At 70.0% G+C, this 16,327-nt stretch carries 16 protein-coding genes; 10 read left to right on the forward strand and 6 right to left on the reverse strand.

What is annotated here, in order from left to right:
• Both BW39_RS27925 and BW39_RS27930 read right to left on the reverse strand, forming a co-directional pair.
• Positions 1 to 1,026 (reverse strand): tripartite tricarboxylate transporter substrate binding protein BugE (locus tag BW39_RS27925; protein WP_152547333.1); only part of this gene is annotated, 1,026 nt, incomplete at its 3' end.
• Positions 1,027 to 1,077: 51 nt separating this feature from the next.
• Positions 1,078 to 2,307, reverse strand: coding sequence for an alpha-hydroxy acid oxidase (locus BW39_RS27930; RefSeq protein WP_043825465.1), 1,230 nt, complete (start codon positions 2,305 to 2,307; stop codon positions 1,078 to 1,080).
• Between the two features lie 111 nt (positions 2,308 to 2,418).
• On the opposite strand from BW39_RS27930, the gene BW39_RS27935 reads away from it, so the two are divergent.
• Together BW39_RS27935 and BW39_RS27940 are read left to right on the forward strand one after the other, a co-directional pair.
• Positions 2,419 to 3,336 carry a LysR family transcriptional regulator gene (locus BW39_RS27935; RefSeq protein ID WP_043825466.1) on the forward strand — a complete coding sequence of 306 codons (918 nt, stop codon included), beginning with the start codon at positions 2,419 to 2,421 and terminating at the stop codon, positions 3,334 to 3,336.
• A 90-nt stretch (positions 3,337 to 3,426) separates the two neighbouring features.
• Complete coding sequence (locus BW39_RS27940) at positions 3,427 to 3,717, forward strand: helix-turn-helix domain-containing protein (protein WP_152547334.1); 291 nt, start codon at positions 3,427 to 3,429, stop codon at positions 3,715 to 3,717.
• Between the two features lie 92 nt (positions 3,718 to 3,809).
• Here the strand turns inward: BW39_RS27940 and BW39_RS27945 are convergent, their stop codons facing one another.
• Positions 3,810 to 4,844, reverse strand: a complete 1,035-nt coding sequence (locus tag BW39_RS27945; protein WP_043825468.1) for a LacI family DNA-binding transcriptional regulator — start codon at positions 4,842 to 4,844, stop codon at positions 3,810 to 3,812.
• A gap of 177 nt (positions 4,845 to 5,021) precedes the next feature.
• Here BW39_RS27945 and BW39_RS27950 point away from each other — a divergent pair, with 177 nt between their 5' ends.
• From BW39_RS27950 to BW39_RS27975, 6 genes are read left to right on the forward strand one after another with little or no spacing between them, the layout of a single operon-like run.
• Positions 5,022 to 6,011 (forward strand): substrate-binding domain-containing protein, encoded by a 990-nt coding sequence (locus BW39_RS27950; protein ID WP_043825469.1) that lies wholly within the window; start codon positions 5,022 to 5,024, stop codon positions 6,009 to 6,011.
• 13 nt (positions 6,012 to 6,024) lie between these two features.
• Positions 6,025 to 7,524: a sugar ABC transporter ATP-binding protein gene (locus tag BW39_RS27955; RefSeq protein ID WP_043825470.1), complete on the forward strand. Its 1,500-nt coding sequence runs from the start codon at positions 6,025 to 6,027 to the stop codon at positions 7,522 to 7,524.
• A complete protein-coding gene (locus BW39_RS27960) occupies positions 7,517 to 8,557 on the forward strand; it encodes an ABC transporter permease (RefSeq protein WP_043825472.1) in 1,041 nt (346 codons plus the stop codon). The genes BW39_RS27955 and BW39_RS27960 overlap by 8 nt, the downstream gene beginning before the upstream one ends.
• Entirely contained in the window at positions 8,554 to 9,600 is a 1,047-nt protein-coding gene (locus BW39_RS27965) for an ABC transporter permease (RefSeq protein WP_043825474.1), read from the forward strand. Before BW39_RS27960 ends, BW39_RS27965 begins: the two co-directional genes overlap by 4 nt.
• Positions 9,597 to 10,466 (forward strand): sugar phosphate isomerase/epimerase family protein, encoded by an 870-nt coding sequence (locus BW39_RS27970; protein WP_043825475.1) that lies wholly within the window; start codon positions 9,597 to 9,599, stop codon positions 10,464 to 10,466. Before BW39_RS27965 ends, BW39_RS27970 begins: the two co-directional genes overlap by 4 nt.
• Positions 10,463 to 11,104, forward strand: coding sequence for a nucleoside/nucleotide kinase family protein (locus BW39_RS27975; protein ID WP_043825476.1), 642 nt, complete (start codon positions 10,463 to 10,465; stop codon positions 11,102 to 11,104). Before BW39_RS27970 ends, BW39_RS27975 begins: the two co-directional genes overlap by 4 nt.
• Positions 11,105 to 11,178: 74 nt before the next feature.
• Here the strand turns inward: BW39_RS27975 and BW39_RS27980 are convergent, their stop codons facing one another.
• From BW39_RS27980 to BW39_RS27990, 3 genes are all read right to left on the reverse strand, one after another.
• Entirely contained in the window at positions 11,179 to 11,469 is a 291-nt protein-coding gene (locus BW39_RS27980) for a hypothetical protein (RefSeq protein ID WP_043825481.1), read from the reverse strand.
• Positions 11,470 to 11,566: 97 nt separating this feature from the next.
• On the reverse strand, positions 11,567 to 13,168 hold the full coding sequence (locus tag BW39_RS27985) for a gamma-glutamyltransferase family protein (protein ID WP_043825482.1): 1,602 nt from the start codon (positions 13,166 to 13,168) through the stop codon (positions 11,567 to 11,569).
• A 157-nt stretch (positions 13,169 to 13,325) separates the two neighbouring features.
• On the reverse strand, positions 13,326 to 14,333 hold the full coding sequence (locus BW39_RS27990) for a Bug family tripartite tricarboxylate transporter substrate binding protein (RefSeq protein ID WP_043825478.1): 1,008 nt from the start codon (positions 14,331 to 14,333) through the stop codon (positions 13,326 to 13,328).
• Positions 14,334 to 14,486: 153 nt separating this feature from the next.
• Between BW39_RS27990 and BW39_RS27995 the strand changes: the two genes are divergently transcribed.
• Both BW39_RS27995 and BW39_RS28000 read left to right on the forward strand, forming a co-directional pair.
• Positions 14,487 to 15,407, forward strand: coding sequence for a LysR family transcriptional regulator (locus BW39_RS27995; protein WP_034389667.1), 921 nt, complete (start codon positions 14,487 to 14,489; stop codon positions 15,405 to 15,407).
• A gap of 436 nt (positions 15,408 to 15,843) precedes the next feature.
• Positions 15,844 to 16,327, forward strand: a 484-nt coding sequence (locus BW39_RS28000; protein ID WP_043825479.1) for a hypothetical protein, incomplete at its 3' end; no start/stop codon positions are given.

Here is a 16,327-nt window from a genome sequence, read left to right on the forward strand (position 1 = left end):
GTCCCGCCCCGTGGGCGCCGCACGCTTTGCCTGGGCCGTGGCCCCCGGCCCGATGCGCCGCTCCGTGGCGATCTTGCGGTACAGGGCGTTCTCGGCCGCGATCTCGCGCGCGAACTCCTCGGGGCGGTTGCCGATCACGCGCGAGCCCGTGTCCTCGATCTGGCGGCGCACCTCGGGGCTGGCCAGCGCGCGCTGGGCGGCCGCATGCAGGCGCGCCACGATCTCGGGCGACAGCCCCTTGGGGCCGTAGATGCCATAGAAGGCGCTGCGGTTGACCGGCTCCAGCCCCAGCTCCTTGAAGGTGGGCACCTGGGGCAGCTGGGCCAGGCGCTCTGGCGCGGCCACCGCCAGCGCGGTGAGCCGGCCCGCCTTGATGAAGGGCAGGGCCGAGGGCAGGTTGTCGAAGACGATGGGCACCTGGCCCGCCACCGCATCGTTGAGCGCGGGGCCCGATCCCCGGTAGGGCACATGCGTGAGCGACAGCCCCGAGCGGCTGGACATCAGCTCCATCAGCATGTGGCCTATGGAGCCCGTGCCCGCCGTGCCGTAGGCATGCTTGCCGGGGTTCTTCTTCACCTCCTCCACGAAGGCCGCAAAGCTCTGCGCCTTGAAGCCCGGATGCACGGCCAGCACATTGGGCGTGGCCGCAATGTTGGTGATGGGCGTGAAATCGGTGAGCGGGTTGTAGGGCAGGCGCGGGTTGATGGCCGGATTGGTGGCCGTGGTGGACACGGTGGCCACGCCCAGCGTGTAGCCGTCGGGCTGGGCGCGTGCGGCCTCGTGCGCGCCGATGGCGCCTCCGCCGCCGCCCTTGTTGTCCACCACCAGCGGCTGGCCCAGGGCCTCGGCCATGCGCGGCGCAATCGCTCGCGCCACGATGTCGGTGGTGCCGCCGGCCGCAAACGGCACGATCAGGCGCACCGGGCGCGTGGGATAGGCGCCGGCATCGGCCGCCATGGCGCCCGGTGCGGCGCCTGCGGCCAGCAGCAGGGCGCACAGGCTGCGGCGTGAAGTGAAGTGGTTCATGGGATGTCTCCTGGGAATGGCTGTGTTTTGAACGGACGGTGGAGGTTTCTGTCAGGCCGATGCGCGGCGCACGATGTGCGAGCGGTCCAGCGCGCCGCAGGAGGAGGCGCCCAGCATGGCCAGGTTGCGGTCCACCTCGTCGCGCAGCAGGCCGATGGCGTGCAGCACGCCGGCCTCGCCGCCCACGGCGGCGGCGTAGTTGAAGGGCCGACCCACCAGCACCATGCGCGCGCCCAGCGCCACGGCCTTGAGCACATCGGAGCCGCGCCGAAAGCCCCCGTCGATCAGCACCGGATAGTCCGGCCCCAGGGCCGCCACCACGTACTCAAGAATGCGCATGGCCGACACCGCGCCGTCGAGCTGCCGCCCGCCATGGTTGGACAGCACGATGCCGTCGGCCCCCACGCGCCGGGCCTGCAGCGCGTCCTCCACGCTGAGCACGCCCTTGATGACCAGCGGCCCCTTCCAGCGGCGGCGGATGGCCTCGATGTGGCGCCAGCTCAGGTGGTCGCGTGCCGAAAAGTCGCGCATCACGCTGGACGACATGATGGGCGCGCCGCGCGTGGCAAACGAGTTCTCGAAATGCGGCATGCCGTGGCGCAGCAGCGTGCGCAGGAACGTGCCCGCCACCCAGCCCGGGCGCACCATGCCGTCCCAGGCCAGGCGCAGGCTGGGCTTGAGCGGCGTGGAAAAGCCGGTGCGGATGTTGTTCTCGCGGTTGGCGGAGATCGGTATGTCCACCGTCACCACCAGGGTGCGAAAGCCTGCGCGCTCCACGCGGTCGATCAGCGCGTCGATGCGGGCCTGGTCACCGGGGATATAGGCCTGGAACCAGGTGGCCGGGCTCTCGCGCGCCACCTCCTCCATGGGGATCAGCGAAGTGCCGCTCATCACCGACACAATGCCCGCGCGCTGGGCCGCGCGCGCCAGCACCAGGTCGCCCCGGTAGGTGGACAGCGCATTGATGCCCATGGGCGCAATGCCGAAAGGGCTGGCATAGCGCTCGCCGAACAGCTCCACGGCCTGCGAGCGCTGCGACACATCGGCCAGCACGCGCGTGGTCAGGCCCCATTCGCCGAACACCTCGCGGTTGTCGCGCAGCGAGGCGTTGTCCTCTGCCGCCCCGGCGATGTAGCCGAAGATGGGCCGGGGCAGCCTGCGGCGCGCGGCCTCCTCGAAATCATGCAGCGACAGCATGCGGCGCAGCACGGCCGGGGCGCGCGGCGCCGGCAGGGCGGATGCCGAAGGCGTGGAGGCAGAGGAGGAAGCGATGGCGGCCATGGTGCGGACCTCGGAATGTTCAGGAACCGGCGCCACTGTAGGCCGCGCATCCATTGAATGAAAGTGGATTATTTAGAATTCACTTGTTCGCTTTTTGCCAATGACAAACCCATGTCCACACCCTCGGTCAAGCAGCTCGAAGCCTTCTGGTGGGCCGCCACCTGCAGCAACTTCGCCACGGCAGCGCAGCGCGTGCACCTGTCCGTGTCCTCGCTGTCCAAGCGCATCACGGAACTGGAGTCCGCGCTGGGCCAGCCGCTGTTCGACCGCAGCGGCCACCGCGCCGTGCTCACCGATGCCGGCCAGCGCCTGCTGCCCGCCGCGCTGGAGGTGCTCAACGCCATGGCCGCGCTGGGCCAGGCCCTGGACACGCGCGAGGCACTGGCCGGCCATTGCCGCTTCGGCGTGGGCGACCTGTCGGCGCTGACCTGGCTGCCAGCCTTCGTGGCCGCCGCACGCCAGGCCCATCCGCAACTGGTGCTGGAGCCCCAAGTGGACGTGGGCGGCGTGCTGGAGCAGCGCCTGGACGACGGCGAGCTGGACTTTGCCGTCATCGCGGGCCGCTCCTCGCGCAGCAGCCTGCTGTCCCGCCCCGTGGGCGCCGCACGCTTTGCCTGGGCCGTGGCCCCCGGCCTGGCAGGCGCGGGCCGCCTGGGCGCCACGGCCCTGCTGCAGCGCCATGCGCTGGTCACCCTGCCCCCGCAGGCCGGCACCACGCGCCTGCTGGACGACTGGCTGCTCGCCCAGGGCGCCAGCGTGCGCGAGCGCATCCTGTGCAACAGCTGGGGCGCCGTGGCCGGCATGCTGCGCGCCGGCCTGGGCGTAGGCTTCCTGCCCACCGGCTGGATCGCCGCCCTGGGCCTGCGCGCCGTCGGGGGCGCCCATCCCAAGGCCGCCCTCGCGCCTCTGCACTACGCCTTCCAATGGCGACGCGGCGACGCCCGCGCCCTGATCCCGGCCATGCAGCAACTGGCGCAGGCGCAAGTGGATTTCACGGTGATGCCGGGGTTGGTGGGCGCAGGGCGATGAAGGCAAGGCAGCGGACTATCCGCATGTCTGCGGTATGACCTGGGATCAAGAATCGACGCGACCTGTTTCCGCAATGTCAAACAACACTTTGTGGGCAAAGTTCTGCACACTCGCCCCATGCCTGAAAGCTCCCTCAACCAGATCCTTGCCGACAACCTGGCCCTCCACATGGAGAAAAAGGGCTTGAAGCAAATGGCGCTGGCCAAAAAATGCGGAGTGGGCCAGACAACGATCAGCCTGTATCTGAGCCCGGATCGGCGCAAGCCGGGCAAGGATGGCAAGGCCGGCTCCGCCAAGCTCACCGAAGTGGAGATGCTGGCAAGGGCCCTGGAAGTGGAGCCATGGGAATTGCTGCGGCCAGCCCGCAGCGGCAATCCGTGAGCGCAACAGGCAAAGCAGCGGCGTGATCCACGTCAGCCACATTGCGCAGCAAGACACTGCTGGCGCGCACTGAGCCAGCCGAGGTTTCGCGCCTATGGCGTGGGATGCACGCCCTCCCCCCACTCCACCAACTGCGGCCGCACCTGCACCACCTGCCCCGCGCGCAGGCCTTCGCCGTCGATGGCGCGGAAGGCCTCGGCCATCAGGCCTTCGACGTTCTGGCGCACCATGTGCACCGGAAAGCGCAGGCATTCGGCATAGGGGTCCCAGTCATAGCTGCCAAAGCTGCATTGCGCCAGTTCCGCATCGGGCAGTGCGCGCAGGAAGCGGATGGCGCCTTGCAGCGTGATGCCCGATGAGAACAGCAGGGCGCGCGGCAGGCCGCCCAGGCGCTGGTAGAGCGCGGCCATGGCAAGGCGGGCCGCTTCGGGGTCGTAGCCGCAGCAAATGATGTGCTCGTCCGCCACCGGCGTGTGGGGCGCCAGGGCTTCGCGAAAGCCGGCCAGGCGCTGCTCGGTGGCGTACTCCTTGCGGACGCCACCCAGAAAGCAGACGGCGTCCTGCGGCGCACCTGCCGGGGGCCTGGAGCGCGCCAGCAGCAGGCGCGTGAGTTCGGCCGCACCCCAGCGGTTGTCGCTGGTGACGGAGGGCGCCTTTTTCCCGGGAAGATCCACGTTGACATGGCGCACGCCGGCCTGGCGGCATTCGGCGCTGATGGCGTCGGGCCGGGTGGCGCCCGTGACGATGAGGTGCTCCACGCGAAAGGCGATCAGCGAGCGCACGGTCTCCACCTCCAGCGCGCCGTCGCGCAGCGTGCTGACCACCAGCGGGCACAGGCCGCGCGCGTGGGCCATGCGCTCGAAGGCCTGGGACAGCGCGCCGAAGAAGCGGTCCTCGTGCGTGGGAATTACCATGCCGATCAGCCCCGAGCGCTGGCGGCGCAGGCCGCTGGCCTGGCGGTTCACGGCAAAGCTGTTTTCCTGGGCGAGCTGCTGCACGCGGCGCGCGGTCTCCTCGCTGATGCGCCGCGACTGCCAGCTGCCGTTGAGGATGGCGCTGACCGTCGAGGCCGAGGTGCCGGCCAGTTCGGCCAGGTCGTAGATGGTGGAGGTTCGGGGGCGGTTCACGGTGCTCTGCAGGGGTTGGGACGGGAGCGCTCGGCGGCCATCGTAGCCGCTGCGGCGGCGATTCGGGCGGACCGGCACCGGCACGCAGCAGCGGCCCGGGAAATCCCGCATCGGCAATGGAAGTCCATCTGTCTATAGTTTGCGCAATCGATTGTGCAAAACAGAGGGAGGAGCGCCATGTTCCATGGATTCAGCCGGTTCTCGAGGGCACTGTTGGCCTGCACCCTGGCGGCGCTGGCAGGCGCGGCCGGTGCCGAGGATGTGTCGGTGGTGGCCAAGGTCGGGGGCATTCCGTGGTTCAACGCCATGGAGACCGGCATCCGCAAGGCAGGCCGCGAGCTGGGCATCTCCAGCGGCATGGTCGGCCCCACCGAGGCCGATGCGGCCCAGCAGGTGCGCGCGGTCGAGGACCTGATCGCGCGCCGCAGCAAGGTCATCGCCGTGGTGCCCAATGACGCCAGGGCGCTGGAGCCCGTGTTCCGGCGTGCGCGCAGCGCGGGCATCAAGGTGCTCACGCACGAGTCGCCCGACCAGAAGGGCGCCGACTGGAACATCGAGCTGAGCAGCGTCGCGGGCTTTGGCGAGCGCCACATGGACAGCCTGGCCAAGGCCATGGGTGGCGAAGGCAAGTACGTGGTCTTCGTGGGCTCGCTGACCGTGCCGCTGCACAACGCCTGGGCCGACGCGGCCATCGCCCACCAGAAAAAGCAGTGGCCGAAGATGCAGCTGGTGTCCGAGCGCTTCGGCGTGGCCGAGAGCCTGGACGACTCCTACCGCAGCGCCCAGGACCTGATGCGCGCCCACCCCGACCTCAAGGGCTTTCTGGCCTTCGGCAGCCAGGGCCCCATTGGCGCGGGCCGCGCGGTGGCCGATGCGCGCAAAGCCGAGCGCATTGCCGTGGTGGGCTCGTTCTCGCCGGGCCAGGGTGCCAAGCTGGTGCGCGAGGGCGTGATCCGCGAGGGCTTCATCTGGAACCCCGCGCTGGCCGGCGAGGTCATCGTGCATGTGGGCAAGATGCTGATCGACGGCCGCGAGCCCACGGACGGCATGGAGATACCGGGCCTGGGCAAGGTCCAGGTGGACCGCGAGCGCCGCAACATCCAGGGCCAGAGGCTGGAGCCGATCAACCGGCAGACCATAGACCGGCTGGTCAGCCTGGGCCTGTGAGCTGCGCGCTGCCATGGATGCCACCACAACGGCACTGGTCCGCATGCAGGCGGTCACCGTGCGTTTTGGCGACGCCACCGCGCTGCATGCGCTGGACTGGGACGTGATGCCCGGCGAGGTGCACTGCCTGATGGGCAGCAACGGCAGCGGCAAGAGCACGGCGATCAAGGTGCTCAGCGGCGTGCACGCGCCGCAGCCGGGCGCGCGCATCGACATCGGCGGACAGCCCGTGCAGCGGCTGGACCCCGCGCTGGCCAAGTCCCTGGGCATCCAGGTGATCTACCAGGACCTGTCGCTGTTTCCCAACCTGAGCGTGGCCGAGAACATCGCCTTCGACCAGGCCATGGGCAGCTGGTGGACGCCCGTGCGCCGCAGGCGCCAGCGCGAGGCGGCCCAGGCCGTGATGCGGCGCCTGGGCATTGCGCTGCCGCTGGATGCGCGGGTGGGCGACCTGCCCATTGCGGGCCGCCAGCTTGTGGCCATCTGCCGGGGCATGGCGGCCCGGGCCAGGCTGCTGTTCATGGATGAGCCCACGGCCTCGCTCACGCGCGCCGAGGTCGATGCGCTGCTGGCCGTGGTGCGCCGGCTCCAGGCCGATGGCGTGGCCATCGTCTTCGTGAGCCACAAGCTGGATGAGGTGATGGAGATCGCCGACCGCGTCACCGTGCTGCGCGACGGGCGCAAGCTCGGCACCTGGCCCGCCGAACAGTTGTCGGGTCGGCAACTGGCCGCGCTGATGACCGGGCAGGAACTGAAGGAAAGCCTGCATGCGCGCGACATGTCCGCCGCGCCCGCGCTGCTGGAAGTGCGCGGCCTGGGCCGCGACGGCGACTACGAGGACGTGAGCTTCGATGTGCGCGAAGGCGAGATCCTGGGCCTGACCGGGCTGCTGGGCGCGGGCCGCACCGAGCTGGCCCTGGGCCTGTTCGGCATGCGCCGGCCCGACCGCGGCAGCATCCGCCTGGGCGGCCGCACGCTGGTGCTGCGCAGCAACCGCGACGCCATGGCGGCGGGCATTGCCTATGTGCCCGAGGACCGCCAGTCCCTCGGCCTGAACCTGCGCCAGTCCGTGCAGGACAACCTGGTGCTGGCCATGCTGCCGCGCCTGTCCGGCCCGCTGGGCTGGCTGCCCTCCAGCCGCCGCGCCGCCACTGCAGCCCAGTGGCGCGACCGCCTGCACATGCGCCTGCCCGCGCTGGACGCACCCGTGCACCAACTGTCCGGCGGCAATGCCCAGCGCGTGGTGCTGGCCCGCTGGCTGGCGACCGCGCCACGCCTGCTGATCCTCGACTCGCCCACCGTGGGCGTGGACATCGGCAACCGCCAGGGCATCTTCGAGATCGTGCACGGGCTCGCCGCACGGGGCATGGCGGTGATCGTCATCTCGGACGAGGTGGCCGAGGTCCATGCCCACTGCGACCGCGTGCTGCACATGCGCGGCGGGCGCATCGCCGGCGAGTTCGTGCCGGGGGTGCATTCCGAAAGCCAGATCGAGGAGGCCGTCCATGCCTGAACACGCACACGTACACGCGCTGCTGCAACACCCCGTGGCCCGGCTCGGCCTGGCCATTGCCGCCATGGCCCTGCTGTTCGGCGCCCTGGCGCCGGGCTTCTGGACGCTGGGCAACTGGATGGACCTGGCCGAGGGCGCATCGGTCACCGCCATCATGGCCGTGGGCCTGCTGGTGGTGCTGGTCGCGGGCGGCATCGACATCTCGTTTGCCGCCACGGCCACGGTGGCGCAGTACCTTGCGGCCCTCGCGGCCACACGCCTGGGCTGGGCACCGGCGGCCAGCATCGCGCTGGGCCTGGCCACGGGACTGGCGCTGGGCGCATTCAACGCCCTGCTCATCCACCGCCTGCGCGCCACCTCCATCATCATCACCATCTCCACGCTGAACCTGTACTTCGCGCTGCTGATGCATGGCACGGGCGGCCGGTCCATCTACGACCTGCCGTCGTGGTGGAGCGATTCCGTGGTGCTGGCCCGCTTCGCAAGCGCCGACGGCGCAGACCCCGTGCGCCTGACCCTGCCCATCGCCGTGGCCGCTGCGGCCGCCCTGCTGACCGCGCTGCTGCTGGGCCACAGCGCGCTGGGGCGGCGCCTGTACGCCTTCGGCGGCAACCCCGAGGCCGCCCACCGCATGGGCATCGGGCTGGGCGCCATCCAGGGCGTGGCCTATGGCTGGCTCGGCATGATGGCGGCCATCGCAGGCCTGGTGCAGGCGCACCGCGTGGGCGAGTCGGTGCCCAACGCCCTGGTCGGCACGGAGCTGTTCGTGCTCGCGGCCGCCGTGCTGGGCGGCGCCAGCCTGTTCGGCGGCACGGGCAGCGTGGGCGGCGTGCTGATGGGCGTGCTGCTGCTGGCCGTGCTGCGCAACGGGCTGAACCTGCTTGGCGTGTCACCGTATTTCTTCCAGGTGCTGCTGGGCGCCGTGGTGCTGGCCTGCGCCGCCGCAACGGGACTGCGGCGCACGCAGCGACGCAACCAGCAGCGCAGCGCTGACGCCACTCCTGCAGCGCCTTTGGCGGGGGCCACGCCATGAACCGCAGCACTGGCGCGCCGCTGGGCCTGCTGGCGCTGCTGGCGCTGCTGGCGCTGCTGTACGCCGTGTTCACGCTGCTGCTGCCCGGCAGCTTCGCCACCCTGGGCACGCTGCAATCGGTGCTGCTGCAAATCCCGGAACTGGGCCTGCTGGCACTGGCGCAGATGCTGCCGCTGGTCAGTGGCGGCATCAACCTGGCCGTGGTCGCCAGCGCCAACATGGCGGGCCTGGTCATGGCCTGGGTGCTGGTGGGAGGCCTGTCGGCGCTGGGCCTGGACCTGTCGGGCCATGAGGGCCTGCTCATCGCCGCGGCACTGACCGTGGGCGCCCTCGCCAGCCTGCTGGTGGGGCTGGCCAGCGGCTGGCTGGTGGCGCGCGTCAACGCCCATCCCATCCTCGTCACGCTGGGCACCATGTCGCTGATCAACGGCCTGTGCGTCTGGCTCACGCGCGGCAAGCCCATTGCAGGCTTTCCCGAGACCTTCCAGGCCCTGGGCTCCGCCCAGTGGCTGGGCCTGCCGCTGCCGTTCTGGATCTTCGCGGCCGTGTGCCTGCTGGTGGGCCTGTACCTGGGCAGCACACGCCACGGGCTGGCCATCCGCATGGTCGGCTCCAATGCCGAGGCCACGCGCCATGCGGGCATCGATACGCGCCGCGTGCTGATCGGCGTCTACACCCTGTCCACGCTGCTGTGCTGGATCGCGGCCGTGCTGATGATGGCGCGCTTCAACTCGGCCAGTGCGGGCTACGCCCAGTCCTACCTGCTGGTCACGGTGCTTGCGGCCATCCTGGGCGGCACCGATCCCATGGGCGGCTTCGGCCGGGTGTCGGGGCTGTTCGTCGCCCTGCTCATCCTGCAGGTGCTGTCCAGCGGAGTGAACCTGCTGGGCGCCAATGCCCAGCTCACGCAGGCCCTGTGGGGCGCCACCATGATCGCCGCCGTGGCCGCGCGCCACCTGCTCGCGCGCTGGCGGGGCCGTGCCCGGGCACCCGCCGAACCCTCCCCTTCACGCTCTCGCAGAGTCCACCCGGAGCCCCTATGAACCCCCTCGGCATCCACGCCCTTGTCTGGGCCGGCGACCTGTCGCCGGCATCCACCCGCCATGTGATCGAGCAGACGCGCCAGGCCGGTTACGACCTGGTCGAGCTGTCCCTGCACGGCCCCCGGCTCATGGACCTGGCGCTCACGCGTGATCTGCTGCAGGAGCACAGCCTGGGCGTGGGCTGCTCGCGCGGGCTGACCTTCGAGGCCGATGTCTCCAGCGAAGACCCCTCCGTGGTCGCGCGCGGCCTGGCGCTGCTGCAAGAGGGCGTGGACATCACGGCGCGCCTGGGCGGGCGCTATTTCGGCGGCATCCTCTACGGCGCCATGGCGAAATACGGCCACCCCTGCACGCCGCAGGGCCGGCGCAACGCGATCGAGGCCGTGCGGCGCATTGCCGACTTCGCAGGCGAGCGCGGCGTCACGCTGGGCCTGGAGGTGGTCAACCGCTACGAAAGCAATCTGCTGAACACGGCCGCGCAGGCGCTGGAGTTCATCGACGAAGTCGGCCAGCCCCATGTCTGCGTGCACCTGGACACCTACCACATGAACATCGAGGAAGCCGACCTTGCCGCGCCCGTGCTAGCCTGCGGACAGCGGCTGGGCTATGTGCACATCGGCGAGAACCATCGTGGCTACCTGGGCGCGGGCCACATCGACTTCGCGCAGTTCTTCGGTGCGCTCGCGCAGATCGGCTACCAGGGCACGGTGACGTTCGAGAGTTTCTCGTCGGCCATCGTCAACGAGCAGTTGTCGAACGCGCTGGCCATCTGGCGCCCGATGTGGGAAGACGGCATGGACCTGGCCCTGCACGCACGCGGCTTCATGGCCGACGGGCTGGCCAGCGCGCATCAGGCACGCGCATGACGGCCATCCTGCCGCCCGAGGCCCTGGCGCGTGCGTTTGCGCTGGCGCGCTCCGGCCCCCGCCGCCTGCTGGGCCTGGCTGGCCCGCCCGGCGCAGGCAAGAGCACGGTCTGCGCCGCCCTGCTGCAGGCGCTGGGCCCGCTGGCGGCGGCCGTGCCCATGGACGGCTTCCACCTGGCGCAGTCCGCGCTGCAGCGCCTGGGCCGCGCGCAGCGCAAGGGCGCACCCGACACCTTCGACTCGGCCGGCTACGTGGCCCTGCTGCGCCGCCTGCACACGCCCGCGGCCGATGAAACGGTCTACGCCCCCGAATTCCGGCGCGCCATCGAGGAGCCCATTGCAGGCGCCATCGCCATCGCGCCCGGCGTGCCCCTGGTCATCACCGAAGGCAATTACCTGCTGATGGATGAACAGGATGCGCCGGGCACGCACTGGCATGCCGTGCGCGCGCTGCTGGACGAGGTCTGGTACGTGGACATGGACGACCGCCTTCGCATCGAACGCCTGACCCGCCGCCACGAACTCCACGGCCGCAGCCCCCAGGCCGCACGCGACTGGGTGGCGCAGGTGGACGAGCCCAATGCGCGCCGCATTGCGGCAACGCGGGGGCGAGCGGATTGGGTGTTGCGCTGGGGGTGAGCGGGGGTGGCCGCGTACAGGCCGTTATTCGAATCGCGTGGGCAGACCTTGCAAGCCCTTAGTGGGCCATGGATTCAATACGCGGCAAGTCGGCGGCTGAGCATGTCGCGCAGACGGGGCAGGCTCAGAACCCAACCCCGCCTGACCACATCTTCCGATGGCAGTCTTTCTTCTGGATGCAAGGCGAAATATCGCTCGCTGGCCTGCATCAGGCTCGCAGATTCCTGGGGGAATCGCGAACGGACGATCATGGCGGCCAGGCGAAACACGTTGGCTTCGCGCTGGTCCTGGGCGGGCTGCGCACGCTCCCGGGCGACGAAGGAGCAGCGCGATAGCAGCGCCGATTCATCATCTCTGGCCGTCATTGCATCCACCTCCGTTCGCACCATGGCATCAAGATTTCGATGCCATGACTCTAAAGCGAACTCGATCTGCGCGGCAGGCCTTGGGGCTTTCGCGCCCTCAGAACGCCACCACGCCCCCATCCTTGCGCGGGTCCGATCCGCCGATGTAGTGGTCGCCGTCGCGCAGCACCAACTGCGCGCCGCCGAAGGCGAAGACGCCATGGCCTTCCTCCACCGTGACCTCATGGCCGCGTGCGCGCAGGGCGGCGACGACCTCGGCGTCGAAGGCGGGCTCCACGGCCACGCCCTTGCCGCCCGTCACGCGCCAGCGCGGTGCGTCGGCGGCGGCCTGGGGGTTCTGGCCGTAGCGCAGCACGCGCAGGGCCATCTGCAGGTGGCCCTGGCTCTGCATGGGGCCGCCCATGACGCCGAAGGCCATCTGGGGCGTGCCGTCGGCGTTCATCGCAAAGGCCGGGATGATGGTGTGCGAGGGGCGCTTGCGCGGCGCGACCTCGTTGGCATGGCCGGCTTGCGTGGTGAAGCCGTGGCCGCGGTTTTGCAGGCTGATGCCGGTGCCCGGCACGACCACGCCCGAGCCGAAGCCCATGTAGTTGGACTGGATGAACGAGACCATCATGCCGCTGGCATCGGCCGCCGCCAGGTAGACCGTGCCGCCGGGGCGAGGGGCGCCGTAGGTGGGCGCGCTGGCGCGCTCGCGGTCAATGAGCGCCGCGCGTTCGCGCAGGTAGCCGGCGTCCAGCAGATGGGCGGATTCGACGCGCATGTGGTCGCCGTCGGCGTTGTATTCGTGCAGGTCGGCCAGGGCCAGCTTCATGGCCTCGACCTGCAGGTGCACGGACTCCACGCCGTCCAGCGGCTCGGCGCCCACGTCCAGTGCGTCCAGCATGCCCAGCGCCATCAGCGCGGCAATGCCCTGGCCGTTGGGCGGGATCTCGTGGATCACCGAATCGCCAAAGGTCTGCGACACCGTGCCGACCCAGTCGGCCTGGTGGGCGGCCAGGTCGGCCTCGGTCATGGCGCCGCCGCAGGCCTTGGCGTGCTCGGCCATCGAGCGCGCCAGTGCGCCACGGTAGAAGGATTCGCCCTTGGTGGCGGCGATCTCCTCCAGCGTGCGCGCATGGGCTTCGCTGCGGAAGACCTCGCCCGCCTTGGGGGCCTTGCCATCGGGCAGGAAGCATTCGGCAAAACCGGGCTGGTCACCGAGCTTGGCGCCGCCCAGCGCCCACAGCGTGGCGATGGTGGGCGAGACCGCAAAGCCGTCGCGCGCATAGCGGATGGCGGGCTGGGCCAATTGCTCGAACGGCAGCTTGCCGAAGCGGCGCGACAGCTCCACCCAGGCCGAGACGGCACCAGGCACGGTGACGGCATTCCAGCCCTTCTCGGGAATGCCGCCCAGCGCGGCGAAGTACTCGGGCGTCCAGGCCTGGGGCGAGCGGCCCGAGGCATTGAGGCCATGCAGCTCCTTGCCATCCCACAGGATGCAGAAGGCATCGCTGCCCAGGCCGCAGCCCGTGGGCTCGACCACGGTCAGCGCCATGGCCGTGGCAATGGCCGCATCCACGGCATTGCCGCCGGCCAGCAGCATGGACAGGCCGGCCTGCGCGGCCAGCGGCTGCGAGGTGGAGACCATGTTGCGGCCCAGCACCGAAGAGCGGTGCGAGGCGTAGGGAAGTGTCCAGTCCGTAACAGTGCTTGTCATATCAATTTCCATAGCGCCAACGCGCCACCGATAGCTTGAGGAACCGCAGGCACGGCCCAGCTCAGGGACGCCAAGCAAGGGCCGCCCCGCAGCAAGGGCGTCGTCCCCCTCCCGCAGGAGAGGGGGAAGCGGCAAAGCCGCTCAGGGGGTGCTTCACTCAATCCAATGTGATTTTGTTGTCTTTGATGACCTGCGCCCAGCGCGCGCTGTCGGCCTGCACCATGGCAGCGAACTGCGCGGGCGTGCGGGGCGATGCGGCCTCCACGCCCTGCTTGGCCAGGCTGGCCACCACCTCGGGATTCTGGATGGCCTTGTTGAAGGCCTGATTGATCCGCGCCACCAGCTCGGGCTTCATGCCGGCCGGACCATAGACGCCGAACCAGGTGACCGAAGAATAGCCAGGCAGGCCGGACTCGGCCACCGTGGGCAGGTCGGGCGCCAGCGCGCTGCGCTTGTCGCCGGTCACGGCCAGGGCGCGCAGGCGGCCGCTGGCCACATGGGGCATGCCGGTGGGAATGGAGTCGAACAGCAGGTGCACCTGGCCAGCGGCCAGGTCGGTGATGGACTGGGCCGTGCCCTTGTAGGGCACATGGGTCAGCTGCAGGCCCGCGCGCGCCGCGAAGGCCGCCGCGTTCAGGTGGACGATGGTGCCGTTGCCGCTGCTGGCGTAGTTGAGGGCGCCAGGATGGGCCTTGGCATAGGCGATCAGCTCCTGCACGTTGCGCACGGGCAGCGAGGGCGTGACCAGCAGGATGCTGGCCGCACCGCCGATCTCGGCAATGGGCGTGAAATCCTTGTCGGCCTTGTAGGCCAGACGGGTCATCAGGTGTGGCGAGATGGCATGCGTGCTGCTGGTGGTGAACAGCAGCGTGTAGCCGTCCGGCGAGGCCTTGGCGGCCTCGCCCGTGCCGATGGTGCCGCCCGCGCCGGGGCGGTTGTCGATGACCAGCTGCTGGCCCAGGTCCTGGGACATGCGCTGCGCCACCACGCGCGCCACGAGGTCGGTGGCGCCGCTGGCCGGAAAGGGCACGACCAGGCGCACCGGGTGCGAGGGCCAGGACGCCTGGCCCTGTGCCACGGCGGGCAGGGCGATGGCGCCAGCCAGGGCACAGGCTGCAGCCACGATGGCGCGGCGTGGAAGTAAAACGCTGGGCAATGCCTTCATGGGCACACTCCTGGACAGGGGTTGGACGGCTGCAGCCGCTGCTCCCCAGCAACGCCGCAACAGGCCATCGTAGAACCCTCTCCCCTTTGCCGCCATCAGCAAATTTGCAAACCTGCGTTGCCTCTGCGGCAAATTGATGACAATCGGGGCGACATGCCCGACGCCCGCCACCTTCTTTTGCAGGACACCGCGCTGCGCTACTTCCACGAAGTGGCGCAATGCGGATCGCTGACCGAGGCATCGGCGCGGCTGCACGTGGCGGCCTCGGCCATCAGCCGCCAGATCGCGGCGCTGGAGGGGCTGCTGGGCACGCCGCTGTTCGAACGCCACCCGCGCGGCATGGTGCTCAATGCGGCCGGGGAGATCCTGGCCGACCATGTGCGCCGCGCCGGCCTGGATGCCGAGCGCGCGCTGGGCGAGATCGAGGCCCTGCAGGGGCTGCGCAGCGGCCGCGTGCGCATCGCAAGCTCCGACGCCTTTGCCAACGAGTTCCTGCCGCGCCTGTGCGCAGCGTTCCAGCGCGCGCATGCCGGCATCGTCTTCGAGGTGATGGTGCTGCCCACGCCTGCCGTGCCAGAGGCCGTGCGCAGCGGCACGGCCGACATCGGCCTGTGCTTCAGCCGCGCGCCTGAAAAAGGCATTGCCGTGGCCTGCCGCGTGGCCGCGCCGCTGGTGGCCCTGGTCGCCCCCGGCCATGCGCTGGCGCAGGCGCGGCGCCTGTCGCTGGCCCAATTGGTACGCCACCCCCTGGCACTCACGCCGGCCGACACGGCCGTGCGCCAGCTGCTGGACGCGGCCTGCAGCCGCCAGGGCCTGATGCTGATGCCGGTGATGGAGAGCAACCACGGCAAGACCCTGCTGAACTTTGCAGCCCAGGGCGCCGCCGTGGCCGTGGCCAGCGAGATCGCCGCGCGCCACATGGTGGCCACAGGCGCACTGGTGGCCGTGGCGCTCAGCGACCGGGGCATGGACCTGCGCGACATCGAGGTGCAGACCCTGGCCGGCCGCACGCTGCCGCATGCGGCTCAGTCCTTCCTGGAAATGCTGCAGCTGCGGTTGCCCGGTCCCTGGTAACCGGAGGGCATCGCGGGCAGCGCCCGCCAGACACCACGGAAACAGGGCAGGCCAGAAAAGAGACCACAGTCCGAACATGGGCGGAGGGGCAAAACTCGGAAAGCTCCGGTTTTTACTGCCCTGCAGACCCGTGATTCATCCATCGCCCTGATCGGTCCACCGAAGACGGGAGCGGATCGGGCATGAATCGGATAGGACTACTCTGATTCTGACTCAGCCGATTCGGATTCTCCTGCGCGACCGGACAGCCAGCCGCCGGCGCCGTTCCTATCATTCGTATCTCTGTCGCCGGGCTTCCTTTACGGAACCCCTTGACTCCCGCTCCTGAATGAATACACGGACAACCCGGCCATCGCCGGACCTGCAAACAAGAGGCAAGGCATGTACACGAACCAGACCGGAGGGCGCAAGCGGCAATTGCAGCGGGAGGCACAGCATGGATGAGCGAACCGAACTGACCTTCATGCTGCATGGCCTGTCGGACCGCGACGCCAAGCTGTTCCGCTCCTATGTGCTGATGGTGAATCACCGCACACGGCACCGCTGGACGTGGCGCGAATCCCAGGCGGACATGACGGTGGCGCATGGCGAACTGGCCGAAGCGCCTGCCGCCCCGCCCGCGTTGACGCTGCGCGTGGGCGGGCAGCCCAAGGGGGCCTTTCCTGCGGGCGGCCATCTGAGCATGCCCCTGCGCGCCGATGCGCTGGAGGAATGCCTCAACACCATGGGCGCACGCATCCTGTCGGTGCACGGCAAACCGGCCAGCGCCAAGGCACACGCCAGCGGCCTGCACACGCAGCATCAGCTGATGCTGCTGCAGTTGCGGCGCTGGCCGTCGCCGCAACTGCTCACGAGATCCCACCATATCCGCCTGGCCACCTTGCTGACAGGCCAGCCCACGACGATGCAGACCCTGTGCC

Origin of the sequence: Delftia sp. RIT313 (assembly GCF_000632165.1) — a bacterium.
GTDB classification, from domain to species: domain Bacteria; phylum Pseudomonadota; class Gammaproteobacteria; order Burkholderiales; family Burkholderiaceae_C; genus Comamonas; species Comamonas acidovorans.